This is a genomic window from Bacillus cabrialesii (assembly GCF_004124315.2).
Classification (GTDB): domain Bacteria; phylum Bacillota; class Bacilli; order Bacillales; family Bacillaceae; genus Bacillus; species Bacillus cabrialesii.
In genome coordinates this window covers 159,425-185,411 of the sequence record NZ_CP096889.1, presented here as the reverse complement: position 1 = coordinate 185,411, position 25,987 = coordinate 159,425, and the positions used below count along the sequence as shown (strand labels likewise).

Sequence of the window (25,987 nt, the reverse complement as noted above, 5' to 3'; positions counted from 1 at the left end):
GAGCTGGGTTTAACCTTGCTTGGCGGCGTCCTACTCTCACAGGGGGAAACCCCCGACTACCATCGGCGCTGAAGAGCTTAACTTCCGTGTTCGGTATGGGAACGGGTGTGACCTCTTCGCTATCGCCACCAAACAAACTGAGAGTGTTCTCTCAAAACTAGATAACAGGTGTGACATCAATCAAAATGTGGTTAAGTCCTCGATCGATTAGTATCTGTCAGCTCCATGTGTCGCCACACTTCCACCTCAGACCTATCAACCTGATCATCTTTCAGGGATCTTACTTCCTTGCGGAATGGGAAATCTCATCTTGAGGGGGGCTTCATGCTTAGATGCTTTCAGCACTTATCCCGTCCGCACATAGCTACCCAGCGATGCCCTTGGCAGAACAACTGGTACACCAGCGGTGCGTCCATCCCGGTCCTCTCGTACTAAGGACAGCTCCTCTCAAATTTCCTGCGCCCGCGACGGATAGGGACCGAACTGTCTCACGACGTTCTGAACCCAGCTCGCGTACCGCTTTAATGGGCGAACAGCCCAACCCTTGGGACCGACTACAGCCCCAGGATGCGATGAGCCGACATCGAGGTGCCAAACCTCCCCGTCGATGTGGACTCTTGGGGGAGATAAGCCTGTTATCCCCGGGGTAGCTTTTATCCGTTGAGCGATGGCCCTTCCATGCGGAACCACCGGATCACTAAGCCCGACTTTCGTCCCTGCTCGACTTGTAGGTCTCGCAGTCAAGCTCCCTTGTGCCTTTACACTCTGCGAATGATTTCCAACCATTCTGAGGGAACCTTTGGGCGCCTCCGTTACCTTTTAGGAGGCGACCGCCCCAGTCAAACTGCCCACCTGACACTGTCTCCCCGCCCGATAAGGGCGGCGGGTTAGAAGGTCAATACAGCCAGGGTAGTATCCCACCGATGCCTCCACCGAAGCTGGCGCTCCGGTTTCCAAGGCTCCTACCTATCCTGTACAAGCTGTACCAACATTCAATATCAGGCTGCAGTAAAGCTCCACGGGGTCTTTCCGTCCTGTCGCGGGTAACCTGCATCTTCACAGGTACTATAATTTCACCGAGTCTCTCGTTGAGACAGTGCCCAGATCGTTGCGCCTTTCGTGCGGGTCGGAACTTACCCGACAAGGAATTTCGCTACCTTAGGACCGTTATAGTTACGGCCGCCGTTTACTGGGGCTTCAATTCGCACCTTCGCTTACGCTAAGCGCTCCTCTTAACCTTCCAGCACCGGGCAGGCGTCAGCCCCTATACTTCGCCTTACGGCTTCGCAGAGACCTGTGTTTTTGCTAAACAGTCGCCTGGGCCTATTCACTGCGGCTCTCTCGGGCTTGCACCCTAACAGAGCACCCCTTCTCCCGAAGTTACGGGGTCATTTTGCCGAGTTCCTTAACGAGAGTTCTCTCGATCACCTTAGGATTCTCTCCTCGCCTACCTGTGTCGGTTTGCGGTACGGGCACCTCTCACCTCGCTAGAGGCTTTTCTTGGCAGTGTGGAATCAGGAACTTCGCTACTATATTTCGCTCGCCATCACAGCTCAGCCTTATGGGAAACGGATTTGCCTATTTCCCAGCCTAACTGCTTGGACGCGGATATCCAATACCGCGCTTACCCTATCCTCCTGCGTCCCCCCATTGCTCAAATGGTGAGGAGGTGGTACAGGAATATCAACCTGTTGTCCATCGCCTACGCCTTTCGGCCTCGGCTTAGGTCCCGACTAACCCTGAGCGGACGAGCCTTCCTCAGGAAACCTTAGGCATTCGGTGGAGGGGATTCTCACCCCTCTTTCGCTACTCATACCGGCATTCTCACTTCTAAGCGCTCCACCAGTCCTTCCGGTCTGGCTTCACAGCCCTTAGAACGCTCTCCTACCACTGTTCGAAGAACAGTCCGCAGCTTCGGTGATACGTTTAGCCCCGGTACATTTTCGGCGCAGAGTCACTCGACCAGTGAGCTATTACGCACTCTTTAAATGGTGGCTGCTTCTAAGCCAACATCCTGGTTGTCTAAGCAACTCCACATCCTTTTCCACTTAACGTATACTTTGGGACCTTAGCTGGCGGTCTGGGCTGTTTCCCTTTCGACTACGGATCTTATCACTCGCAGTCTGACTCCCAAGGATAAGTCATTGGCATTCGGAGTTTGACTGAATTCGGTAACCCGGTAGGGGCCCCTAGTCCAATCAGTGCTCTACCTCCAAGACTCTTACCTTGAGGCTAGCCCTAAAGCTATTTCGGAGAGAACCAGCTATCTCCAGGTTCGATTGGCATTTCACCCCTACCCACACCTCATCCCCGCACTTTTCAACGTGCGTGGGTTCGGGCCTCCATTCAGTGTTACCTGAACTTCACCCTGGACATGGGTAGATCACCTGGTTTCGGGTCTACGACCACGTACTCATGCGCCCTATTCAGACTCGCTTTCGCTGCGGCTCCGCATCTTCTGCTTAACCTTGCACGGGATCGTAACTCGCCGGTTCATTCTACAAAAGGCACGCCATCACCCGTTAACGGGCTCTGACTACTTGTAGGCACACGGTTTCAGGATCTCTTTCACTCCCCTTCCGGGGTGCTTTTCACCTTTCCCTCACGGTACTGGTTCACTATCGGTCACTAGGGAGTATTTAGCCTTGGGAGATGGTCCTCCCGGATTCCGACGGAATTTCACGTGTTCCGCCGTACTCAGGATCCACTCAGGAGAGAACGAAGTTTTGACTACAGGGCTGTTACCTCCTATGGCGGGCCTTTCCAGACCTCTTCATCTACCTCGTTCTTTTGTAACTCCGTGCAGAGTGTCCTACAACCCCAAGAGGCAAGCCTCTTGGTTTGGGCTAATCCCGTTTCGCTCGCCGCTACTCAGGGAATCGCATTTGCTTTCTCTTCCTCCGGGTACTTAGATGTTTCAGTTCCCCGGGTCTGCCTTCTCATATCCTATGAATTCAGATATGGATACCACTCCATTACGAGTGGTGGGTTTCCCCATTCGGAAATCTCCGGATCAAAGCTTGCTTACAGCTCCCCGAAGCATATCGGTGTTCGTCCCGTCCTTCATCGGCTCCTAGTGCCAAGGCATCCACCGTGCGCCCTTTCTAACTTAACCGTTAAAAAGAATCACTACGTGATATCTTGTGTTACTAATTGAATGTGATGTCTACTGTTATCTAGTTTTCAAAGAACACGTTTCGAAGGAATGATCCTTCAAAACTAAACAAGACAGGGAACGTTCTGTTTATAAGACCCAAGGTCTTATATTCCGTAAATATCCTTAGAAAGGAGGTGATCCAGCCGCACCTTCCGATACGGCTACCTTGTTACGACTTCACCCCAATCATCTGTCCCACCTTCGGCGGCTGGCTCCTAAAAGGTTACCTCACCGACTTCGGGTGTTACAAACTCTCGTGGTGTGACGGGCGGTGTGTACAAGGCCCGGGAACGTATTCACCGCGGCATGCTGATCCGCGATTACTAGCGATTCCAGCTTCACGCAGTCGAGTTGCAGACTGCGATCCGAACTGAGAACAGATTTGTGGGATTGGCTTAACCTCGCGGTTTCGCTGCCCTTTGTTCTGTCCATTGTAGCACGTGTGTAGCCCAGGTCATAAGGGGCATGATGATTTGACGTCATCCCCACCTTCCTCCGGTTTGTCACCGGCAGTCACCTTAGAGTGCCCAACTGAATGCTGGCAACTAAGATCAAGGGTTGCGCTCGTTGCGGGACTTAACCCAACATCTCACGACACGAGCTGACGACAACCATGCACCACCTGTCACTCTGCCCCCGAAGGGGACGTCCTATCTCTAGGATTGTCAGAGGATGTCAAGACCTGGTAAGGTTCTTCGCGTTGCTTCGAATTAAACCACATGCTCCACCGCTTGTGCGGGCCCCCGTCAATTCCTTTGAGTTTCAGTCTTGCGACCGTACTCCCCAGGCGGAGTGCTTAATGCGTTAGCTGCAGCACTAAGGGGCGGAAACCCCCTAACACTTAGCACTCATCGTTTACGGCGTGGACTACCAGGGTATCTAATCCTGTTCGCTCCCCACGCTTTCGCTCCTCAGCGTCAGTTACAGACCAGAGAGTCGCCTTCGCCACTGGTGTTCCTCCACATCTCTACGCATTTCACCGCTACACGTGGAATTCCACTCTCCTCTTCTGCACTCAAGTTCCCCAGTTTCCAATGACCCTCCCCGGTTGAGCCGGGGGCTTTCACATCAGACTTAAGAAACCGCCTGCGAGCCCTTTACGCCCAATAATTCCGGACAACGCTTGCCACCTACGTATTACCGCGGCTGCTGGCACGTAGTTAGCCGTGGCTTTCTGGTTAGGTACCGTCAAGGTACCGCCCTATTCGAACGGTACTTGTTCTTCCCTAACAACAGAGCTTTACGATCCGAAAACCTTCATCACTCACGCGGCGTTGCTCCGTCAGACTTTCGTCCATTGCGGAAGATTCCCTACTGCTGCCTCCCGTAGGAGTCTGGGCCGTGTCTCAGTCCCAGTGTGGCCGATCACCCTCTCAGGTCGGCTACGCATCGTTGCCTTGGTGAGCCGTTACCTCACCAACTAGCTAATGCGCCGCGGGTCCATCTGTAAGTGGTAGCCGAAGCCACCTTTTATGTTTGAACCATGCGGTTCAAACAAGCATCCGGTATTAGCCCCGGTTTCCCGGAGTTATCCCAGTCTTACAGGCAGGTTACCCACGTGTTACTCACCCGTCCGCCGCTAACATCAGGGAGCAAGCTCCCATCTGTCCGCTCGACTTGCATGTATTAGGCACGCCGCCAGCGTTCGTCCTGAGCCAGGATCAAACTCTCCGATAAAGTAGTTTGACTGACTACGACGCACATCACTGTGCGATTTTATAAAAATGAATTAACAGGTACGTTTTGTCTTGTTTAGTTTTCAAAGATCATTTCGTTTGTTCGCTTTGTTAAAGCAACTTTATTAGTATACAACGTCACTTTCTCAAAGTCAACAACTTTTTTCTTTTTTAATTGCACTAACGTGCAATTGCTTGGCGGCGTCCTACTCTCACAGGGGGAAACCCCCGACTACCATCGGCGCTGAAGAGCTTAACTTCCGTGTTCGGTATGGGAACGGGTGTGACCTCTTCGCTATCGCCACCAAACAAACTGAGAGTGTTCTCTCAAAACTAGATAACAGGTGTGACATCAATCAAAATGTGGTTAAGTCCTCGATCGATTAGTATCTGTCAGCTCCATGTGTCGCCACACTTCCACCTCAGACCTATCAACCTGATCATCTTTCAGGGATCTTACTTCCTTGCGGAATGGGAAATCTCATCTTGAGGGGGGCTTCATGCTTAGATGCTTTCAGCACTTATCCCGTCCGCACATAGCTACCCAGCGATGCCCTTGGCAGAACAACTGGTACACCAGCGGTGCGTCCATCCCGGTCCTCTCGTACTAAGGACAGCTCCTCTCAAATTTCCTGCGCCCGCGACGGATAGGGACCGAACTGTCTCACGACGTTCTGAACCCAGCTCGCGTACCGCTTTAATGGGCGAACAGCCCAACCCTTGGGACCGACTACAGCCCCAGGATGCGATGAGCCGACATCGAGGTGCCAAACCTCCCCGTCGATGTGGACTCTTGGGGGAGATAAGCCTGTTATCCCCGGGGTAGCTTTTATCCGTTGAGCGATGGCCCTTCCATGCGGAACCACCGGATCACTAAGCCCGACTTTCGTCCCTGCTCGACTTGTAGGTCTCGCAGTCAAGCTCCCTTGTGCCTTTACACTCTGCGAATGATTTCCAACCATTCTGAGGGAACCTTTGGGCGCCTCCGTTACCTTTTAGGAGGCGACCGCCCCAGTCAAACTGCCCACCTGACACTGTCTCCCCGCCCGATAAGGGCGGCGGGTTAGAAGGTCAATACAGCCAGGGTAGTATCCCACCGATGCCTCCACCGAAGCTGGCGCTCCGGTTTCCAAGGCTCCTACCTATCCTGTACAAGCTGTACCAACATTCAATATCAGGCTGCAGTAAAGCTCCACGGGGTCTTTCCGTCCTGTCGCGGGTAACCTGCATCTTCACAGGTACTATAATTTCACCGAGTCTCTCGTTGAGACAGTGCCCAGATCGTTGCGCCTTTCGTGCGGGTCGGAACTTACCCGACAAGGAATTTCGCTACCTTAGGACCGTTATAGTTACGGCCGCCGTTTACTGGGGCTTCAATTCGCACCTTCGCTTACGCTAAGCGCTCCTCTTAACCTTCCAGCACCGGGCAGGCGTCAGCCCCTATACTTCGCCTTACGGCTTCGCAGAGACCTGTGTTTTTGCTAAACAGTCGCCTGGGCCTATTCACTGCGGCTCTCTCGGGCTTGCACCCTAACAGAGCACCCCTTCTCCCGAAGTTACGGGGTCATTTTGCCGAGTTCCTTAACGAGAGTTCTCTCGATCACCTTAGGATTCTCTCCTCGCCTACCTGTGTCGGTTTGCGGTACGGGCACCTCTCACCTCGCTAGAGGCTTTTCTTGGCAGTGTGGAATCAGGAACTTCGCTACTATATTTCGCTCGCCATCACAGCTCAGCCTTATGGGAAACGGATTTGCCTATTTCCCAGCCTAACTGCTTGGACGCGGATATCCAATACCGCGCTTACCCTATCCTCCTGCGTCCCCCCATTGCTCAAATGGTGAGGAGGTGGTACAGGAATATCAACCTGTTGTCCATCGCCTACGCCTTTCGGCCTCGGCTTAGGTCCCGACTAACCCTGAGCGGACGAGCCTTCCTCAGGAAACCTTAGGCATTCGGTGGAGGGGATTCTCACCCCTCTTTCGCTACTCATACCGGCATTCTCACTTCTAAGCGCTCCACCAGTCCTTCCGGTCTGGCTTCACAGCCCTTAGAACGCTCTCCTACCACTGTTCGAAGAACAGTCCGCAGCTTCGGTGATACGTTTAGCCCCGGTACATTTTCGGCGCAGAGTCACTCGACCAGTGAGCTATTACGCACTCTTTAAATGGTGGCTGCTTCTAAGCCAACATCCTGGTTGTCTAAGCAACTCCACATCCTTTTCCACTTAACGTATACTTTGGGACCTTAGCTGGCGGTCTGGGCTGTTTCCCTTTCGACTACGGATCTTATCACTCGCAGTCTGACTCCCAAGGATAAGTCATTGGCATTCGGAGTTTGACTGAATTCGGTAACCCGGTAGGGGCCCCTAGTCCAATCAGTGCTCTACCTCCAAGACTCTTACCTTGAGGCTAGCCCTAAAGCTATTTCGGAGAGAACCAGCTATCTCCAGGTTCGATTGGCATTTCACCCCTACCCACACCTCATCCCCGCACTTTTCAACGTGCGTGGGTTCGGGCCTCCATTCAGTGTTACCTGAACTTCACCCTGGACATGGGTAGATCACCTGGTTTCGGGTCTACGACCACGTACTCATGCGCCCTATTCAGACTCGCTTTCGCTGCGGCTCCGCATCTTCTGCTTAACCTTGCACGGGATCGTAACTCGCCGGTTCATTCTACAAAAGGCACGCCATCACCCGTTAACGGGCTCTGACTACTTGTAGGCACACGGTTTCAGGATCTCTTTCACTCCCCTTCCGGGGTGCTTTTCACCTTTCCCTCACGGTACTGGTTCACTATCGGTCACTAGGGAGTATTTAGCCTTGGGAGATGGTCCTCCCGGATTCCGACGGAATTTCACGTGTTCCGCCGTACTCAGGATCCACTCAGGAGAGAACGAAGTTTTGACTACAGGGCTGTTACCTCCTATGGCGGGCCTTTCCAGACCTCTTCATCTACCTCGTTCTTTTGTAACTCCGTGCAGAGTGTCCTACAACCCCAAGAGGCAAGCCTCTTGGTTTGGGCTAATCCCGTTTCGCTCGCCGCTACTCAGGGAATCGCATTTGCTTTCTCTTCCTCCGGGTACTTAGATGTTTCAGTTCCCCGGGTCTGCCTTCTCATATCCTATGAATTCAGATATGGATACCACTCCATTACGAGTGGTGGGTTTCCCCATTCGGAAATCTCCGGATCAAAGCTTGCTTACAGCTCCCCGAAGCATATCGGTGTTCGTCCCGTCCTTCATCGGCTCCTAGTGCCAAGGCATCCACCGTGCGCCCTTTCTAACTTAACCGTTAAAAAGAATCACTACGTGATATCTTGTGTTACTAATTGAATGTGATGTCTACTGTTATCTAGTTTTCAAAGAACACGTTTCGAAGGAATGATCCTTCAAAACTAAACAAGACAGGGAACGTTCTGTTTATAAGACCCAAGGTCTTATATTCCGTAAATATCCTTAGAAAGGAGGTGATCCAGCCGCACCTTCCGATACGGCTACCTTGTTACGACTTCACCCCAATCATCTGTCCCACCTTCGGCGGCTGGCTCCTAAAAGGTTACCTCACCGACTTCGGGTGTTACAAACTCTCGTGGTGTGACGGGCGGTGTGTACAAGGCCCGGGAACGTATTCACCGCGGCATGCTGATCCGCGATTACTAGCGATTCCAGCTTCACGCAGTCGAGTTGCAGACTGCGATCCGAACTGAGAACAGATTTGTGGGATTGGCTTAACCTCGCGGTTTCGCTGCCCTTTGTTCTGTCCATTGTAGCACGTGTGTAGCCCAGGTCATAAGGGGCATGATGATTTGACGTCATCCCCACCTTCCTCCGGTTTGTCACCGGCAGTCACCTTAGAGTGCCCAACTGAATGCTGGCAACTAAGATCAAGGGTTGCGCTCGTTGCGGGACTTAACCCAACATCTCACGACACGAGCTGACGACAACCATGCACCACCTGTCACTCTGCCCCCGAAGGGGACGTCCTATCTCTAGGATTGTCAGAGGATGTCAAGACCTGGTAAGGTTCTTCGCGTTGCTTCGAATTAAACCACATGCTCCACCGCTTGTGCGGGCCCCCGTCAATTCCTTTGAGTTTCAGTCTTGCGACCGTACTCCCCAGGCGGAGTGCTTAATGCGTTAGCTGCAGCACTAAGGGGCGGAAACCCCCTAACACTTAGCACTCATCGTTTACGGCGTGGACTACCAGGGTATCTAATCCTGTTCGCTCCCCACGCTTTCGCTCCTCAGCGTCAGTTACAGACCAGAGAGTCGCCTTCGCCACTGGTGTTCCTCCACATCTCTACGCATTTCACCGCTACACGTGGAATTCCACTCTCCTCTTCTGCACTCAAGTTCCCCAGTTTCCAATGACCCTCCCCGGTTGAGCCGGGGGCTTTCACATCAGACTTAAGAAACCGCCTGCGAGCCCTTTACGCCCAATAATTCCGGACAACGCTTGCCACCTACGTATTACCGCGGCTGCTGGCACGTAGTTAGCCGTGGCTTTCTGGTTAGGTACCGTCAAGGTACCGCCCTATTCGAACGGTACTTGTTCTTCCCTAACAACAGAGCTTTACGATCCGAAAACCTTCATCACTCACGCGGCGTTGCTCCGTCAGACTTTCGTCCATTGCGGAAGATTCCCTACTGCTGCCTCCCGTAGGAGTCTGGGCCGTGTCTCAGTCCCAGTGTGGCCGATCACCCTCTCAGGTCGGCTACGCATCGTTGCCTTGGTGAGCCGTTACCTCACCAACTAGCTAATGCGCCGCGGGTCCATCTGTAAGTGGTAGCCGAAGCCACCTTTTATGTTTGAACCATGCGGTTCAAACAAGCATCCGGTATTAGCCCCGGTTTCCCGGAGTTATCCCAGTCTTACAGGCAGGTTACCCACGTGTTACTCACCCGTCCGCCGCTAACATCAGGGAGCAAGCTCCCATCTGTCCGCTCGACTTGCATGTATTAGGCACGCCGCCAGCGTTCGTCCTGAGCCAGGATCAAACTCTCCGATAAAGTAGTTTGACTGACTACGCACATCACTGTGCGATTTTATAAAAATGAATTAACAGGTACGTTTTGTCTTGTTTAGTTTTCAAAGATCATTTCGTTTGTTCGCTTTGTTAAAGCAACTTTATTAGTATACAACGTCACTTTCTCAAAGTCAACAACTTTTTGAAAAAACTTTGGTGGAGCCTAGCGGGATCGAACCGCTGACCTCCTGCGTGCAAAGCAGGCGCTCTCCCAGCTGAGCTAAGGCCCCATAAAAAATGGTCGGGAAGACAGGATTCGAACCTGCGACCCCATGGTCCCAAACCATGTGCTCTACCAAGCTGAGCTACTTCCCGATTTCCTGTTTATTCTAATAGAATAATGGCGCGCCCGAGAGGAGTCGAACCCCTAACCTTTTGATCCGTAGTCAAACGCTCTATCCAATTGAGCTACGGGCGCAATCAATTTTACAATATCCCGTTGGGTAAAATGGAGCGGAAGACGGGATTCGAACCCGCGACCCCCACCTTGGCAAGGTGATGTTCTACCACTGAACTACTTCCGCATATCACAATAAAAAAAGCTTTCTCCTTTTTGAGAAACCTTGGTAATAATACACTTAATAAAGCTTCCAAGCAGGCTCGAACCGCTGACCTCTTCCTTACCTTACCATGGAAGAGCATCTTGAAAGTTTACATCCGGTTTCTTAGAACAAAAGTAATTATAGCAGGGATTTGATAAATGTCAATACGGTTTAAACAAATTTAGAAAGGTGGCGAATAATCATGTTTACCACCTTTCCGCCACCCTGGGTGGCGGACACCTGAAATTAAACCTGACAATAATTCATTAAAATTAAAAATGAGTGCAAAATAAAAAACCATCTATTATAAGATGGCATTTCACTTAACAACTTTCAATGTTCTTGGTTGATCCCACTTCCCAAGTTACATATTCCTTTCTTTTCAGAGCATCTAACAGTTCTTTCACTGTACTCGGCGAGGTTAACCCTAACCTAACATATTCATTAGCTCTCTTTAAGTAGGAGCAAACCCCTTTTCATTAATGTATTTTTCGATCACTCAGAGCGTTTCATATTGTCTTTCTGTAGTTTTACGCATAATTCCCGATCCCTCTTTTAGTGCTCCAGGAGAAACAGCAAGGATATTTTCGATTGTAAGCGTCTTTGTTTGACGGCTCCTAAAACAAAATGCTCGGATATAGTCTTGATTTATTTGATGAACAATGATTGATCTTTTTAAAAAAGAGGCATCATTTTTCATGTAAATCATATCTAAGGCTGTTTTGTCTGCTGCATAATTCCCTTTTGGACAAAGTAGTCAAGATGCCTTTACAATTAGGAAAATAGTGAATTAGAATAGCACGAATACATTCTATTAGGAATGAAGAAAAACTACTTAAAATTACTCTCCAGATGGGCGAGAATGTATGACAAGCACTTCAAGCAAAAGTTGGATATATACTGGTATAGGTCGGCTTAAGGTTTTCTCCTGACGCGATATCTGTCGAACCTTTTGACCCCTCACTCGTGATGTACGACATCAACACGATTGCCCACAACTTGCACGCGAATGCAATACGCATTGAAGGTGAAGAAATTGGTCGTCTCGTGGTCGCTGCACACACCGCCCATGCGGCCGGGCTCACCGTCTTCTTCAACCCTTGGAAAATGGGCGCGACGATCGAGGAGACGCGTTCCTACCTTGCTGAGGCCGCAGAAGAGGCCAACGACTGAGACTTGCTGGTGTTAATATCGTATTCGTTATCGGTTTCGAGTTGACGATTTTTAGTGACGGTATCTTCCCGGGAAAATCATGGGCGGACCGCGGCATGTGGCTTAGCAAGCAGTTGGAGAGTCTTAAATCTGTAGTTCTGATGTTTTGGCAGAGAAGGCAGTCCTCCTCAATCAAGCACTTCGATCCTTCGTCGAAACGGTTCGCCCAGTCTTCGGAGGACAGCTGACGTACTCAGCCGGCGTGTGGGAAGAAGTTGACTGGAGCATCTTCGACATTGTCGGAGTCGACTACTACCGACACGCAGAAACAGACGAAGAGTATATTGCAGGTCTAGAACGCTATCGTCGGGAAGACCTTCCGATCGCTATAATGGAAGTCGGATCTTGTACATATGAATGAGCAGGTAAGCTGGGTGACGGCGGCTTCACCGTTTTACAGGGAGTAAATCCAGACGGAACGGGAATTTTTAAGGACGGCGTGGTCCCGAAACGCAGCGAGCGAGAGCAAGCGGACTACATTGGAACACAGTTGGAACTTCTCAATGGGGCAGATGTGGATGCTGTCTTTGTATTCGAGTTCTCCAAACCAGCCATGCGATTCGGTGAAGGGGCAAAGGATCACGACCTGGCTTCCTTCTCTCTGGTCAAGACTTTTGGCCATGACGACCCTCGATCACAGTCATTACCCCCGTGGGAACCGAAGGAAGCCTTCTATCGCGTCGCCCAGATTTTTCGAGAGTTCTCAAAGCGCCGTTAACGGTGTTTTCCTCAGAGAGGATAAAGAGATTTCCCTCTTTAAATCCCCTAAAACGGGGGATTTTTTCATTTGAATAATGTTTTCAGTTTCGTTTTCGTCTTTGGCGCGTAAATTCTATCGTCAGGCAGCCCCGAATATCATTATCTGGAACCGCTTCGTTCGACCGCAAAAAAATGAAAAAGTGTCAGTTCTTAACCTATCTCAAATTAAAAAATATGGAAATGGTCAGATGAAGCAATGGAGAACAATGCGGCTCTAACCATTAGTTTTTATAGAAATAGCTTTATTGAGGACATAATCGGACATGTTCATTACATAAATGAAATTAAACGACTGTTACATGTGAAGGACTTAAAGGGGGATACAAACTTTATAGCGTTTGACTCTCTAACAGCTGTTAAAACAGAATAACCCTCTCATATAATAAGAGCGTATAGCTCTTTATCATCGAGCACAAACCGTTTTTGGCGATCATCTTTGAAGAAATGCTTATATGTCCAGTTATCTTCTCCGACCGGGTTTGTTGAAAGAATCATATGAAGCGGCAACGTTGGGTGACGCAGACGTCCAAGCAGCTCCTTGAAACCCTCATACTTCACCTCAGAACATTCCTCAATCCATATGAGAGAAACGTTATTGATTGATTTCAGCTTGGCCGGCTTATCCAGCCCTTTAAATATGATCCGGCCGCCGTTTGGAAAGCGGATCTGCATTGGTGAAGATACACACCTGACAATATGATCGATCTCAAGGTCATTAATAATTTCATCAAAGAGGGCAGAAAGTAGAGTCCCTGTGTGTGTCGTATACTTCCCTAACGACAATCACGGTCCGCTTCTCTTCCAGTAATTTAAGAACTATCTTGAGCGCCACATGATAACTCTTCGAGGACCCATAACCGCCGAACTAGAAACTGAAGCTTTTGATTCCAATCAAAAAGAAAATCTTCAAAGTGTGGATTTACTGGCTTTACCTTTTCAATCATTTGTCCTCATCCTTACGCTTGCGCTTTATCGTAATGTGAACTGAATTATCAACCGGACGGGCTGTGAGCCTTTCAAGCTCTGCTTGTTTGGTCTCATTTGTAAGATAATACCGCGCAGCTTCAATTCTTGTTCATCCATTGATCGAGTCATATCATGTTTCTGTCGGATGGCTTTTAGCCACTTATCAGTAACTCGGGTCATCGCTTCCTCTAAGCGGAGAATTTTATCTACACTCGGCTCAGATACCTCTTCAATTTCTGTAACGACAAGGCGCTCATTCATAAGTGCCCGGTGCTTAACTAAACCGGTTTTCTGGTCCTTGGTCGGCACGATGTCTTTGACCTTTCGCAATTGCTGAAGGACGCGGCGTTGCGTTTCATTCAAGCCGTTTTCTATTTTGCTTATTCTCTGCATCATCTGCCGCTCCCGAAGGCTCAGCTCCCTTATTGTTAGATCAATTTGATAGAGCGGGTCTGTTTCGACCTGGCCAAACAGCTCTTTTTCTGTATCATCCATAAAATCAAATAAGATTGATTCATACTCACCGGTATGCACAGAGTTTTTCTTTCCTTTAGGAGCCGCGCCGCCTCTATTCCCTTTGGCGTTCTTACTTCCTTTAGGAACACCAGGGCGTTTAGTAACGTTACCATTCAATTTTTCTTCCCAATGATCTTGGTTTTTCCACTTACGAATAAGTGAAGGGGAACAACCGAGCTCCTCAGCTATATCTTTTAGCAAGCGGGTTCCGCCGCTTTCTTCCCACAGCCGGAACGCTTCATCTCGTTTAGGATCTCGTGGTCTCGGCATTACATCTAACCCACCTCCGGACCTCATAATTGTTTGTGTTTGTACTAATAATTTTGCTGATGTGTCTTGTGTTACACCTTTAGACAAAATATTCATTTCTTCTTTTTTAGACTTTAATCTATTGTCGAATATTATTGCTTGGCATATCTTATATTATCTCCACTAAAAGAGGTGATAACATGTCAAACGGTTACTCAAATGGCTATGGTAGCAGCTTCGTATTAATCGTAGTGCTATTCATTCTATTAATCATTGTTGGTGCTGCATTCCTTTATTAGTATGAGGCACTTCAATCAAAAGCGGCCTTTTTGAATTCACCTCCCTGTGAATAGCAGACGCCATAAGAAGTTTTTATGGCGTTTTGATATGTGATTAATTAGTACTTCTGAAGCTCTATAACAAGCTTTATATCAAGCTCTATGAGCTTTTTTAAATCGTCCACAGTATTCACCTTGATATGGCCGCTTTGGAAGTCTTTGCCCCACTGGGCGATACCTGCTTGAATGATATTCCGGTATTTCTCTTTTGATTGACTGATGTTCTCTAACAACTCGGCACTAAGCAGGAGAAGGAGATTTTCTTTTTCATCATCAGAAAGGGACCGGGGATTGTATGGAGCGGGGTTAATCTTTTCTAGTGGCATAGTTCTAATATCCATGATGTTTCGCCTCCAATAAAAAAACACCTTATTCAGTAAGGTGTCTGGAGCTTGTTTATACTCTTCTTCTAAAATGTCTTTTATCTGACATTTCTTCTAAACACTCTTGTAATAATCTTTTATAACTGCTCAATTTTCTTAGTCTCTTTGAATACTTAAAAGATGATATAAACCAAATTCCTCCGGCAGTATAAAAAAACAATATGATAATTGTCGAAACAGCGTTTCCTTCTGCTTCTTCTGTCAGACTGAGACCATAATTTAATGTACTCCCTATAATAAAAGACAGAATTGCAAAGAAAGCTGTAGTAAAGTGACTTGATGCTTTTTTATTTTCGATCATATCTTCCAACCTGCCCAGGAGCATTTGAATTTGCTTTCTATCATGGCACTTTTTGATTTCTTCTCTAAATGAAATTTGATCAGAGAAGCTTTTTTATGTATGTTCTTTTCAATTCGTTGCAAATAAATTTCTGCATCTATGATTATCAAATTCAATTATTTGGTTGGTTTTGCATATAAATAATCACCTCCTAAACTTATATCGGAGGCACTTTTTCAATATTTAGGAATCCAAGTATGATTCTGTTTTGTTGGATTGGCGCTTACTCCCTTTAATGAAGCCATTCCGATTTCCTCCCTTTTGTGCTCCTATCCCTCTCGCAAAGCACCGGCAGCCATACTCCCGATACATGACGGCTGTTCCCATCATTTCACTTTCTCCGGATTCGGCCGCCCACACGTCTGAAGGTGTCACGTCTCGTTCCCATGATTTCTTCCCAATCCGTTTCTCGTCAGGTTCATCTGCCTTTGTTGAGGGACTTAACACTTTTTTAAGCTGCTGTTTCGTGTCAGCAGATATAACGTCTCTCATCTTCATCTTTCATTACTCCTTGCCGAATAAGCACCGCCTTACGTTATTCGCTTTTATTTGTGGCCCGCAGATTTTCCCCAGGAGGAAGCAAAGAAAATGGAGAGCCGGTGTAAGACTTTCCTTGCAAGCGGGATCTCACCGCTCGCGTGCCCCGTGACTATCGCGCGCAATACTGCATAGACTCCAGCCGCTCCTCCTGTGAAGCTAACGACCTTCATAGTCATTCGATACATCCGGGTGACACTTGATAAAGGAAAGGTGCGTCTCCTGGTATGGCCATAAAAAAAACGGCCACCAATCAGCTGTACAATTTTCTGTACAAAAGATCAGCGTCCGTACGTATCTCCTTTTTGGACTGTTATTCACGATCATTTTCTTGTCTCTATCGTATGACAAAACGCTATCGAAAAAAGCACCCATTTTGTCGGCTTTTTATCGGGTTTTTGTCGGTGATTTTAGAAATACAGATACTAAAAAAAGAGAAAACCATTTAGGCTTGCTCTTTTACATCAATCCTACCATTTTGTAAAGACACTTGTTGCTGAGTTTGTTGATTTCTCAAGGTGACGATCAATTACTAAAACAATTTGAAAATTTTAAAGAGGAGTAAATGAAATTTAACCAAGAATTATTGAAACAGATTCAACAAAGAGATGAATACATTTCATAAAGAAGCTGGGGAGTTTAGAAATAAAAAAAAGACTGCTCAATATTTAGCAGTCTTTTTTTATTTGGATGGTTAGTTTCCGATAACATCTTAATCTCTACTTTTATTATAACCCTATTTGAAAATTATTTATAGACTGTTTTTCCACTCATGTCCGGCCTTATACTGTTATACGCAAGTCAAAAAGTATAAGGGGTGTGGCTATATGAACGACAAGAAAAATGTCTTAGATCCAGGTCCATTTTTTCATGGTACTAAAGCAGAACTAAAAATTGGAGACCTGCTTGAGCCGCTGTACTTATCCAATTATCAGGATAAAAAGTCCAACCATATCTATTTCACAGGAACATTAAATGCTGCTAAATGGGGTGCTGAATTAGCAAGATCTAATTCAAAAGAGAGAATTTATATTGTAGAACCATTAGGTGAGTTTGAAAATGATCCGAATTTAACTGACAAAAAATTTCCTGGAAACCCAACACGTTCTTATAGATCTAAATCTCCCTTGAAAATAGTAGCTGAATTAGGTTCATGGGAAAGACATTCCGATGAAGAAATAAATCATATGCTTACATCTTTAAAAAAGTTAAGCGAAGAAGGAAAAAATATAATATACGATTGATTTCTCAAGTTTATTAAAACATCAGCCAAGTGCCAGATATCAAGAATGAAGGCCGTCCTATAAACTAATATGTAATGGGCGGCCTTTTTTATTGGTAATATAAAACTTATTCCAATAATAGGATCAATAAGTAAATAGTTAAAGTGGGGATAACGGGTTATTTGTTAAAAACTTTTGAACATGAAATTCAAAAAAATAAACAGCCCTCAGATTATTCCGAGCGCTGTTGCGATATTGTATATAGCTTGTCTTTTCACCTATAGAACTAATCTTATTTTATACCCAGTTCAATCATGATTTCAAGATTGGATATGTACTTCTATAAGCTATTCACCTTTAAGTACCAATCATTCATGATTCAAAAGAATAAAGAAAGGGAGAAAATTTTATATGCCAACAATTGAAAAAAGAGGCGAAAAGTCATATCGATTAGTTGTTGATATCGGTAAAGAGCAAGCGTAAAAGAAAGGTCAAAACAATTAGAATAGAGGATCCGGCTTTATTAAAAACCACTAAAAAGCTGCGCAATTACTTGGAGAGTGAATGGTATAAATTCAAAACAAAGTTGAAGCCGGCGCTTATATCACACCACACAAACGAACATTTAATATGTTCATAGAGGACTGGGAGAAAAAATACGCTCTGGATCATCTCGATGATAAAACTCGTGAAACTTATGAATATTTTATGGGGAAAGAAATACAGCCCTATTTTGGAGACATGTACTTAGACGAGATTCAGCCGATTCACATATTAAATTTCTTAGAAGAATACCAACGAGAAAATGATGTCTCAACATCAAGCATTCATGCAAAATATCGAATCATTAGAGATATCTTAGGAAGAGCAGCAGTGGAAAATTATAAAGGAAAACCCAGCAGAAAATGTAAAGCGGCAAAAACAAAAATATAATGATACGAAATTTTATACTGAAGAAGAAATAAAGGAAATCTTTATGCTATTAGATGAACACGCTTCATTGAGGAACAGAGTTATGACAGGAGGCATCGTAACTTAACGGAAAGAATTACTTTTAGGATCTTTAAACCGATAACCTTTCTTCTTTGTATATTGTAAAGACTTATCAATTCTGACTTCATTAGTATCAAAAAATAAATCTGTTTCATCGATTGCCAATAGTTCACCTCTACGAAATCCACCAGTAAAAGCAAATTTAAACATGGTGGCAGAGATTCACTAAGAGACACGATATCAAGGCAGGGCGTCTTCATGATATGAGACACTCACACGCGACAATGTTAATAAATCAAATTGGGAAAGTACCTGGATTAAACATTAAAGCAATTTCTCAAAGGCTTGGCCACGCGAACGTTCAAACCACATTGAATATTTACACTCATGCTAACCGTGAATCAGATATATTAGTTGCTGATGCAATCAATAATATATTAAAAACGGGGACATTTTAGAGAAATTCTCTAATTTGCCACCCGTATGACACCCACCTATTTTAGACAAAAAAATAACAGTTCCATATTTCGCGGAAACTGCATAAGATCAACGTATTTTAGATAAGCTTCCAAGCGGGCTCGAACCGCTGACCTCTTCCTTACCATGGAAGTGCTCTACCTGCTGAGCTATGGAAGCAATGGCTCCGCAGGTAGGACTCGAACCTACGACCGATCGGTTAACAGCCGATAGCTCTACCACTGAGCTACTGCGGAATAATATAAGCTTCATAAACAAACATGGTAGATATAATAAATCTGCTTGGCGGCGTCCTACTCTCACAGGGGGAAACCCCCGACTACCATCGGCGCTGAAGAGCTTAACTTCCGTGTTCGGTATGGGAACGGGTGTGACCTCTTCGCTATCGCCACCAAACAAATGCCTTCAGGATGAAGGTACTGGGCGTTTCTCACAGGATGTGAGAGCCCTTAGCGGAGTTTCCTTGCCTTTCCGCCTTTTAGAGAGTGTTCTCTCAAAACTAGATAACAGGTGTGACATCAATCAAAATGTGGTTAAGTCCTCGATCGATTAGTATCTGTCAGCTCCATGTGTCGCCACACTTCCACCTCAGACCTATCAACCTGATCATCTTTCAGGGATCTTACTTCCTTGCGGAATGGGAAATCTCATCTTGAGGGGGGCTTCATGCTTAGATGCTTTCAGCACTTATCCCGTCCGCACATAGCTACCCAGCGATGCCCTTGGCAGAACAACTGGTACACCAGCGGTGCGTCCATCCCGGTCCTCTCGTACTAAGGACAGCTCCTCTCAAATTTCCTGCGCCCGCGACGGATAGGGACCGAACTGTCTCACGACGTTCTGAACCCAGCTCGCGTACCGCTTTAATGGGCGAACAGCCCAACCCTTGGGACCGACTACAGCCCCAGGATGCGATGAGCCGACATCGAGGTGCCAAACCTCCCCGTCGATGTGGACTCTTGGGGGAGATAAGCCTGTTATCCCCGGGGTAGCTTTTATCCGTTGAGCGATGGCCCTTCCATGCGGAACCACCGGATCACTAAGCCCGACTTTCGTCCCTGCTCGACTTGTAGGTCTCGCAGTCAAGCTCCCTTGTGCCTTTACACTCTGCGAATGATTTCCAACCATTCTGAGGGAACCTTTGGGCGCCTCCGTTACCTTTTAGGAGGCGACCGCCCCAGTCAAACTGCCCACCTGACACTGTCTCCCCGCCCGATAAGGGCGGCGGGTTAGAAGGTCAATACAGCCAGGGTAGTATCCCACCGATGCCTCCACCGAAGCTGGCGCTCCGGTTTCCAAGGCTCCTACCTATCCTGTACAAGCTGTACCAACATTCAATATCAGGCTGCAGTAAAGCTCCACGGGGTCTTTCCGTCCTGTCGCGGGTAACCTGCATCTTCACAGGTACTATAATTTCACCGAGTCTCTCGTTGAGACAGTGCCCAGATCGTTGCGCCTTTCGTGCGGGTCGGAACTTACCCGACAAGGAATTTCGCTACCTTAGGACCGTTATAGTTACGGCCGCCGTTTACTGGGGCTTCAATTCGCACCTTCGCTTACGCTAAGCGCTCCTCTTAACCTTCCAGCACCGGGCAGGCGTCAGCCCCTATACTTCGCCTTACGGCTTCGCAGAGACCTGTGTTTTTGCTAAACAGTCGCCTGGGCCTATTCACTGCGGCTCTCTCGGGCTTGCACCCTAACAGAGCACCCCTTCTCCCGAAGTTACGGGGTCATTTTGCCGAGTTCCTTAACGAGAGTTCTCTCGATCACCTTAGGATTCTCTCCTCGCCTACCTGTGTCGGTTTGCGGTACGGGCACCTCTCACCTCGCTAGAGGCTTTTCTTGGCAGTGTGGAATCAGGAACTTCGCTACTATATTTCGCTCGCCATCACAGCTCAGCCTTATGGGAAACGGATTTGCCTATTTCCCAGCCTAACTGCTTGGACGCGGATATCCAATACCGCGCTTACCCTATCCTCCTGCGTCCCCCCATTGCTCAAATGGTGAGGAGGTGGTACAGGAATATCAACCTGTTGTCCATCGCCTACGCCTTTCGGCCTCGGCTTAGGTCCCGACTAACCCTGAGCGGACGAGCCTTCCTCAGGAAACCTTAGGCATTCGGTGGAGGGGATTCTCACCCCTCTTTCGCTACTCATACCGGCATTCTCACTTCTAAGCGCTCCACCAGTCCTTCCGGTCTGGCTTCACAGCCCTTAGAACGCTCTCCTACCACTGTTCGAAGAACAGTCCGCAGCTTCGGTGATACGTTTAGCCCCGGTACATTTTCGGCGCAGAGTCACTCGACCAGTGAGCTATTACGCACTCTTTAAATGGTGGCTGCTTCTAAGCCAACATCCTGGTTGTCTAAGCAACTCCACATCCTTTTCCACTTAACGTATACTTTGGGACCTTAGCTGGCGGTCTGGGCTGTTTCCCTTTCGACTACGGATCTTATCACTCGCAGTCTGACTCCCAAGGATAAGTCATTGGCATTCGGAGTTTGACTGAATTCGGTAACCCGGTAGGGGCCCCTAGTCCAATCAGTGCTCTACCTCCAAGACTCTTACCTTGAGGCTAGCCCTAAAGCTATTTCGGAGAGAACCAGCTATCTCCAGGTTCGATTGGCATTTCACCCCTACCCACACCTCATCCCCGCACTTTTCAACGTGCGTGGGTTCGGGCCTCCATTCAGTGTTACCTGAACTTCACCCTGGACATGGGTAGATCACCTGGTTTCGGGTCTACGACCACGTACTCATGCGCCCTATTCAGACTCGCTTTCGCTGCGGCTCCGCATCTTCTGCTTAACCTTGCACGGGATCGTAACTCGCCGGTTCATTCTACAAAAGGCACGCCATCACCCGTTAACGGGCTCTGACTACTTGTAGGCACACGGTTTCAGGATCTCTTTCACTCCCCTTCCGGGGTGCTTTTCACCTTTCCCTCACGGTACTGGTTCACTATCGGTCACTAGGGAGTATTTAGCCTTGGGAGATGGTCCTCCCGGATTCCGACGGAATTTCACGTGTTCCGCCGTACTCAGGATCCACTCAGGAGAGAACGAAGTTTTGACTACAGGGCTGTTACCTCCTATGGCGGGCCTTTCCAGACCTCTTCATCTACCTCGTTCTTTTGTAACTCCGTGCAGAGTGTCCTACAACCCCAAGAGGCAAGCCTCTTGGTTTGGGCTAATCCCGTTTCGCTCGCCGCTACTCAGGGAATCGCATTTGCTTTCTCTTCCTCCGGGTACTTAGATGTTTCAGTTCCCCGGGTCTGCCTTCTCATATCCTATGAATTCAGATATGGATACCACTCCATTACGAGTGGTGGGTTTCCCCATTCGGAAATCTCCGGATCAAAGCTTGCTTACAGCTCCCCGAAGCATATCGGTGTTCGTCCCGTCCTTCATCGGCTCCTAGTGCCAAGGCATCCACCGTGCGCCCTTTCTAACTTAACCGTTAAAAAGAATCACTACGTGATATCTTGTGTTACTAATTGAATGTGATGTCTACTGTTATCTAGTTTTCAAAGAACACGTTTCGAAGGAATGATCCTTCAAAACTAAACAAGACAGGGAACGTTCTGTTTATAAGACCCAAGGTCTTATATTCCGTAAATATCCTTAGAAAGGAGGTGATCCAGCCGCACCTTCCGATACGGCTACCTTGTTACGACTTCACCCCAATCATCTGTCCCACCTTCGGCGGCTGGCTCCTAAAAGGTTACCTCACCGACTTCGGGTGTTACAAACTCTCGTGGTGTGACGGGCGGTGTGTACAAGGCCCGGGAACGTATTCACCGCGGCATGCTGATCCGCGATTACTAGCGATTCCAGCTTCACGCAGTCGAGTTGCAGACTGCGATCCGAACTGAGAACAGATTTGTGGGATTGGCTTAACCTCGCGGTTTCGCTGCCCTTTGTTCTGTCCATTGTAGCACGTGTGTAGCCCAGGTCATAAGGGGCATGATGATTTGACGTCATCCCCACCTTCCTCCGGTTTGTCACCGGCAGTCACCTTAGAGTGCCCAACTGAATGCTGGCAACTAAGATCAAGGGTTGCGCTCGTTGCGGGACTTAACCCAACATCTCACGACACGAGCTGACGACAACCATGCACCACCTGTCACTCTGCCCCCGAAGGGGACGTCCTATCTCTAGGATTGTCAGAGGATGTCAAGACCTGGTAAGGTTCTTCGCGTTGCTTCGAATTAAACCACATGCTCCACCGCTTGTGCGGGCCCCCGTCAATTCCTTTGAGTTTCAGTCTTGCGACCGTACTCCCCAGGCGGAGTGCTTAATGCGTTAGCTGCAGCACTAAGGGGCGGAAACCCCCTAACACTTAGCACTCATCGTTTACGGCGTGGACTACCAGGGTATCTAATCCTGTTCGCTCCCCACGCTTTCGCTCCTCAGCGTCAGTTACAGACCAGAGAGTCGCCTTCGCCACTGGTGTTCCTCCACATCTCTACGCATTTCACCGCTACACGTGGAATTCCACTCTCCTCTTCTGCACTCAAGTTCCCCAGTTTCCAATGACCCTCCCCGGTTGAGCCGGGGGCTTTCACATCAGACTTAAGAAACCGCCTGCGAGCCCTTTACGCCCAATAATTCCGGACAACGCTTGCCACCTACGTATTACCGCGGCTGCTGGCACGTAGTTAGCCGTGGCTTTCTGGTTAGGTACCGTCAAGGTACCGCCCTATTCGAACGGTACTTGTTCTTCCCTAACAACAGAGCTTTACGATCCGAAAACCTTCATCACTCACGCGGCGTTGCTCCGTCAGACTTTCGTCCATTGCGGAAGATTCCCTACTGCTGCCTCCCGTAGGAGTCTGGGCCGTGTCTCAGTCCCAGTGTGGCCGATCACCCTCTCAGGTCGGCTACGCATCGTTGCCTTGGTGAGCCGTTACCTCACCAACTAGCTAATGCGCCGCGGGTCCATCTGTAAGTGGTAGCCGAAGCCACCTTTTATGTTTGAACCATGCGGTTCAAACAAGCATCCGGTATTAGCCCCGGTTTCCCGGAGTTATCCCAGTCTTACAGGCAGGTTACCCACGTGTTACTCACCCGTCCGCCGCTAACATCAGGGAGCAAGCTCCCATCTGTCCGCTCGACTTGCATGTATTAGGCACGCCGCCAGCGTTCGTCCTGAGCCAGGATCAAACTCTCCGATAAAGTAGTTTGACTGACTACGCACATCGCTGTGCGATTTTATAAAAATGAATTAACAGGTACGTTTTGTCTTGTTTAGTTTTCAAAGATCATAACTGCCGCTTAACGAAGCAGCTTTATTACTATAACATTTAGCTTCTTTTAAGTCAACAACTTTTTTCAAAGTATTTAATGAAGCTTTTGGTTAATGTCGGCTGTTTATCAGCGACGAATAACAATATATCACGGATATTATCAAAAGGTCAACACCTAATTTAAGCGGAATATAAAAAGACTTTTTATCAGTTATATTCGATTGGCCATGCTCATAAGATATAACACAAGAATGATGGACAAGATAAGGAGGCATCATCAGTGAATCACTTCTATGTGTGGCACATTAAACGAGTAAAACAATTTATTATCATACTTATCGCCGCATTTGCAGCAGCCAGCTTTTTTTATATCCAAAGAGCTGTTCCGCTTCCCGTGTTTTCAACTGACACTGGACCTAAAGCCATTTATAAAGGAGAAACAGACTCGAAAGACATCGCACTTACTTTTGATATCAGCTGGGGTGATGAGAAAGCAGAACCCATTCTTGATACTCTGAAAGCGAACGGAGTTAAAAATGCGACATTTTTCCTTTCCGCTTCTTGGGCAGAACGCCACCCTGACACAGTGGCGCGTATCGTAAAGGATGGCCATCAAATCGGGAGCATGGGCTACGCCTATAAAAACTACGCCAATTTAGAGAGCAGTGAAATAAAAAAGGACATTAACCGTGCGCAAACTGTCTTTGAAAAGTTAGGGATCGAAGACATACAGCTATTAAGACCCCCTACCGGACAATTTAACAAGAATGTTCTAACGGTCGCAAAGCAATACAATTATACAGTCGTTCATTACAGTGTGAACTCTCAAGATTGGACAAATCCCGGCGTTGAGAAAATCATCGACAATGCGACCAAACAAGTTTCCGGAGGAGATATTATTCTTTTACACGCCTCCGACTCGGCAAAACAAACAGAAGAAGCGTTGCCCGATATCATCCATCAGCTGAAAGAGAAAGGATTAAAAAATGTAACCGTGGGTGATCTTATCGCAAATTCAGATGCCAAATCCTCTGAGGTGAAGTAATTACTTCGCTGCAAACTTCGGCAGCATCAGCAATTGGAAAGCATTACACGCCATTAACGGAAAAAGCATTAAATAAAGCCAGTCCTCATTATTTACTCTTAACGCAGGAAACCATTCTAATGCAGTAATCACAACCATTAAAAATAACGATGACATAAACGTTTTCTTAGAGGACTGCTTTTGCTTTAAATAAGCTGTGATCACACCAAAGATCAGTAAAAATACCGGCAGCCACGCATAGCCCGCCATCGATTCCCCGCTCTCTCCAAAAAATAAAAAACGGACGTACATGAGATCAAAAGCAACAAACAGAATAAAAAACAATTGAAGCAAATTCCACAAAGATGAGGACCTTAATATCTCAAGCGCAAACCGATGAACTGTTAAAAACACGAAAAAACCCATTTGGCTGATTACACTGAAAATCATGCCTACACCGATAAACCAAAGTAAAACAGAGAAGATCTGCCCCGCTTCGAAAGCAAGAAACAGCCCCTTATATTCTCCCCATTTTAAAGCAAAACCCACAATACTCGTAATAATCGCTCCGACAGCTAAGATAGAAAAGAAAAAACGAACTAAACCACGGCTTTTCATTTCTTTATTCATCCTCTCAAAAATCGCAAAACCGCGATATTTTGTTATGTATAATTCCAAACAGATGAATCATATTAAAAGTAAGACAAGTATCTGAAAGGAGCTTAAGCATGTCAAAAGCCAAAACGCTATTGATGAGCTGTTTTTTGTTATTATCTGTAACAGCTTGTGCTCCAAAAGACCAAGCAGCGGATATGGACTATGATCAGACCAAAAAAATGGTTGTTGATATATTAAAAACTGATGATGGAAAGAAAGCCATTAAGGAATTATTAAACGATGATGCGATGAATGAAGCGCTGGTGATTGACCAAGATGCGATTAAAGGAACAATAGAAAAAACACTTACCTCTAAAAAAGGTGAGGAATTTTGGAAAAACATCTTTGAAGACACTGATTTTGCCGAAGGTTTTGCTAAAACTCTTCAGACAGAGCATGAAAAAGTGATAAAAAAACTGATGAAGGATCCGGATTATCAGAAGATGCTGATGGGTGTTATGCAAGATCCGGGCATGAATAAAAAGTACAGCGAACTGGCAAAAAGCCAAGAATTCCGAAGTTATCTAGAAGAGGTTATTAACGAAACCCTTTCTAGTCCGCTTTACAAAAAACAGTTCGAAGATGAGCTGAAAAAAGCAGCAAAAGACACCGCTAAAGAAAGTGAATAAAGGGAAGCCGGGATATATAGACATCCCGGTTCACC

The 25,987-nt window shown here is 47.3% G+C and carries 14 protein-coding genes, 6 tRNA genes, 9 rRNA genes and 2 pseudogenes; 9 read left to right on the top strand and 22 right to left on the bottom strand.

The annotated features are described in order from the left end of the window. Positions 1–17 precede the first annotated feature (17 nt). The 11 genes from rrf (EFK13_RS01075) to EFK13_RS01025 form a co-directional block, all read right to left on the bottom strand. A 5S ribosomal RNA gene (gene rrf / locus EFK13_RS01075) occupies positions 18–133 on the bottom strand. Positions 134–187: 54 nt separating this feature from the next. Continuing rightward, positions 188–3,115, bottom strand: a 23S ribosomal RNA gene (locus EFK13_RS01070). Positions 3,116–3,284: 169 nt separating this feature from the next. Next, positions 3,285–4,834: ribosomal RNA gene (locus EFK13_RS01065) — 16S ribosomal RNA — on the bottom strand. A gap of 192 nt (positions 4,835–5,026) precedes the next feature. After that, positions 5,027–5,142, bottom strand: a 5S ribosomal RNA gene (rrf, locus tag EFK13_RS01060). Between the two features lie 54 nt (positions 5,143–5,196). Then, positions 5,197–8,124: ribosomal RNA gene (locus EFK13_RS01055) — 23S ribosomal RNA — on the bottom strand. A 169-nt stretch (positions 8,125–8,293) separates the two neighbouring features. Next, positions 8,294–9,843, bottom strand: a 16S ribosomal RNA gene (locus EFK13_RS01050). The 16S, 23S and 5S rRNA genes sit together here with 4 tRNA genes alongside, the layout of an rRNA operon. Positions 9,844–10,014: 171 nt before the next feature. Then, positions 10,015–10,090: transfer RNA gene (locus EFK13_RS01045), tRNA-Ala, on the bottom strand. Positions 10,091–10,098: 8 nt separating this feature from the next. Continuing rightward, positions 10,099–10,175, bottom strand: a tRNA-Pro gene (locus EFK13_RS01040). A gap of 26 nt (positions 10,176–10,201) precedes the next feature. Continuing rightward, positions 10,202–10,278: transfer RNA gene (locus EFK13_RS01035), tRNA-Arg, on the bottom strand. Between the two features lie 31 nt (positions 10,279–10,309). Next, positions 10,310–10,384 (bottom strand) — tRNA-Gly (locus EFK13_RS01030). A gap of 517 nt (positions 10,385–10,901) precedes the next feature. Beyond that, a complete protein-coding gene (locus tag EFK13_RS01025; protein ID WP_248894261.1) occupies positions 10,902–11,102 on the bottom strand; it encodes a hypothetical protein in 201 nt (66 codons plus the stop codon). Between the two features lie 269 nt (positions 11,103–11,371). Between EFK13_RS01025 and EFK13_RS01020 the strand changes: the two genes are divergently transcribed. The 3 genes from EFK13_RS01020 to EFK13_RS01010 all read left to right on the top strand — a co-directional run bounded on the left by EFK13_RS01020 (position 11,372) and on the right by EFK13_RS01010 (position 12,743). Beyond that, positions 11,372–11,575 (top strand): hypothetical protein, encoded by a 204-nt coding sequence (locus EFK13_RS01020; protein WP_248894260.1) that lies wholly within the window; start codon positions 11,372–11,374, stop codon positions 11,573–11,575. A gap of 145 nt (positions 11,576–11,720) precedes the next feature. Continuing rightward, on the top strand, positions 11,721–11,975 hold the full coding sequence (locus EFK13_RS01015; RefSeq protein WP_204571670.1) for a glycoside hydrolase family 113 protein: 255 nt from the start codon (positions 11,721–11,723) through the stop codon (positions 11,973–11,975). Between the two features lie 594 nt (positions 11,976–12,569). After that, a complete protein-coding gene (locus tag EFK13_RS01010) occupies positions 12,570–12,743 on the top strand; it encodes a YolD-like family protein (protein ID WP_129507421.1) in 174 nt (57 codons plus the stop codon). A 20-nt stretch (positions 12,744–12,763) separates the two neighbouring features. On the opposite strand, the pseudogene EFK13_RS01005 reads toward EFK13_RS01010, so the two are convergent. Further along, positions 12,764–13,317 (bottom strand): annotated as a pseudogene (locus EFK13_RS01005) (PBSX family phage terminase large subunit); the annotation flags it as partial. Further along, positions 13,314–14,125: pseudogene (gene terS / locus EFK13_RS01000) on the bottom strand (phage terminase small subunit). The pseudogenes EFK13_RS01005 and terS, both read right to left, overlap by 4 nt. Positions 14,126–14,304: 179 nt before the next feature. On the opposite strand from terS, the gene EFK13_RS00995 reads away from it, so the two are divergent. Further along, positions 14,305–14,403: a YjcZ family sporulation protein gene (locus EFK13_RS00995; RefSeq protein WP_129507420.1), complete on the top strand. Its 99-nt coding sequence runs from the start codon at positions 14,305–14,307 to the stop codon at positions 14,401–14,403. A 98-nt stretch (positions 14,404–14,501) separates the two neighbouring features. Here EFK13_RS00995 and EFK13_RS00990 read toward each other — a convergent pair whose 3' ends face one another. From EFK13_RS00990 to EFK13_RS00980, 3 genes are all read right to left on the bottom strand, one after another. After that, positions 14,502–14,783 (bottom strand): hypothetical protein, encoded by a 282-nt coding sequence (locus EFK13_RS00990; RefSeq protein ID WP_407062064.1) that lies wholly within the window; start codon positions 14,781–14,783, stop codon positions 14,502–14,504. A 55-nt stretch (positions 14,784–14,838) separates the two neighbouring features. Then, a complete protein-coding gene (locus EFK13_RS00985; RefSeq protein WP_129507419.1) occupies positions 14,839–15,126 on the bottom strand; it encodes a hypothetical protein in 288 nt (95 codons plus the stop codon). Positions 15,127–15,348: 222 nt separating this feature from the next. Beyond that, positions 15,349–15,663: a hypothetical protein gene (locus tag EFK13_RS00980; RefSeq protein ID WP_162499657.1), complete on the bottom strand. Its 315-nt coding sequence runs from the start codon at positions 15,661–15,663 to the stop codon at positions 15,349–15,351. A gap of 866 nt (positions 15,664–16,529) precedes the next feature. Here EFK13_RS00980 and arr point away from each other — a divergent pair. From arr to EFK13_RS00965, 3 genes are all read left to right on the top strand, one after another. After that, positions 16,530–16,946 (top strand): NAD(+)--rifampin ADP-ribosyltransferase, encoded by a 417-nt coding sequence (arr, locus tag EFK13_RS00975; protein ID WP_129507418.1) that lies wholly within the window; start codon positions 16,530–16,532, stop codon positions 16,944–16,946. 609 nt (positions 16,947–17,555) lie between these two features. Further along, on the top strand, positions 17,556–17,858 hold the full coding sequence (locus EFK13_RS00970) for an N-terminal phage integrase SAM-like domain-containing protein (protein WP_240034938.1): 303 nt from the start codon (positions 17,556–17,558) through the stop codon (positions 17,856–17,858). 323 nt (positions 17,859–18,181) lie between these two features. Further along, the gene (locus tag EFK13_RS00965; RefSeq protein ID WP_240034937.1) at positions 18,182–18,376 is read left to right on the top strand and encodes a tyrosine-type recombinase/integrase; all 195 of its coding nucleotides are present in this window, start codon (positions 18,182–18,184) and stop codon (positions 18,374–18,376) included. Between the two features lie 105 nt (positions 18,377–18,481). Here the strand turns inward: EFK13_RS00965 and EFK13_RS00960 are convergent. The 5 genes from EFK13_RS00960 to EFK13_RS00940 form a co-directional block, all read right to left on the bottom strand. After that, positions 18,482–18,554 (bottom strand) — tRNA-Thr (locus EFK13_RS00960). A gap of 2 nt (positions 18,555–18,556) precedes the next feature. Continuing rightward, positions 18,557–18,631 (bottom strand) — tRNA-Asn (locus EFK13_RS00955). Between the two features lie 44 nt (positions 18,632–18,675). Further along, a 5S ribosomal RNA gene (rrf, locus tag EFK13_RS00950) occupies positions 18,676–18,791 on the bottom strand. Between the two features lie 133 nt (positions 18,792–18,924). Next, positions 18,925–21,852: ribosomal RNA gene (locus EFK13_RS00945) — 23S ribosomal RNA — on the bottom strand. Between the two features lie 169 nt (positions 21,853–22,021). Then, positions 22,022–23,571: ribosomal RNA gene (locus EFK13_RS00940) — 16S ribosomal RNA — on the bottom strand. Between the two features lie 351 nt (positions 23,572–23,922). Between EFK13_RS00940 and pdaB the strand changes: the two genes are divergently transcribed. Next, positions 23,923–24,687: a polysaccharide deacetylase family sporulation protein PdaB gene (gene pdaB, locus EFK13_RS00935; protein ID WP_129506927.1), complete on the top strand. Its 765-nt coding sequence runs from the start codon at positions 23,923–23,925 to the stop codon at positions 24,685–24,687. Here pdaB and kbaA read toward each other — a convergent pair whose 3' ends face one another. Further along, the gene (gene kbaA, locus EFK13_RS00930) at positions 24,688–25,284 is read right to left on the bottom strand and encodes a KinB-signaling pathway activation protein (RefSeq protein WP_129506928.1); all 597 of its coding nucleotides are present in this window, start codon (positions 25,282–25,284) and stop codon (positions 24,688–24,690) included. 110 nt (positions 25,285–25,394) lie between these two features. Here kbaA and gerD point away from each other — a divergent pair, with 110 nt between their 5' ends. After that, on the top strand, positions 25,395–25,952 hold the full coding sequence (gene gerD / locus EFK13_RS00925; protein ID WP_003241955.1) for a spore germination lipoprotein GerD: 558 nt from the start codon (positions 25,395–25,397) through the stop codon (positions 25,950–25,952). The last annotated feature ends 35 nt before the right edge of the window (positions 25,953–25,987 follow it).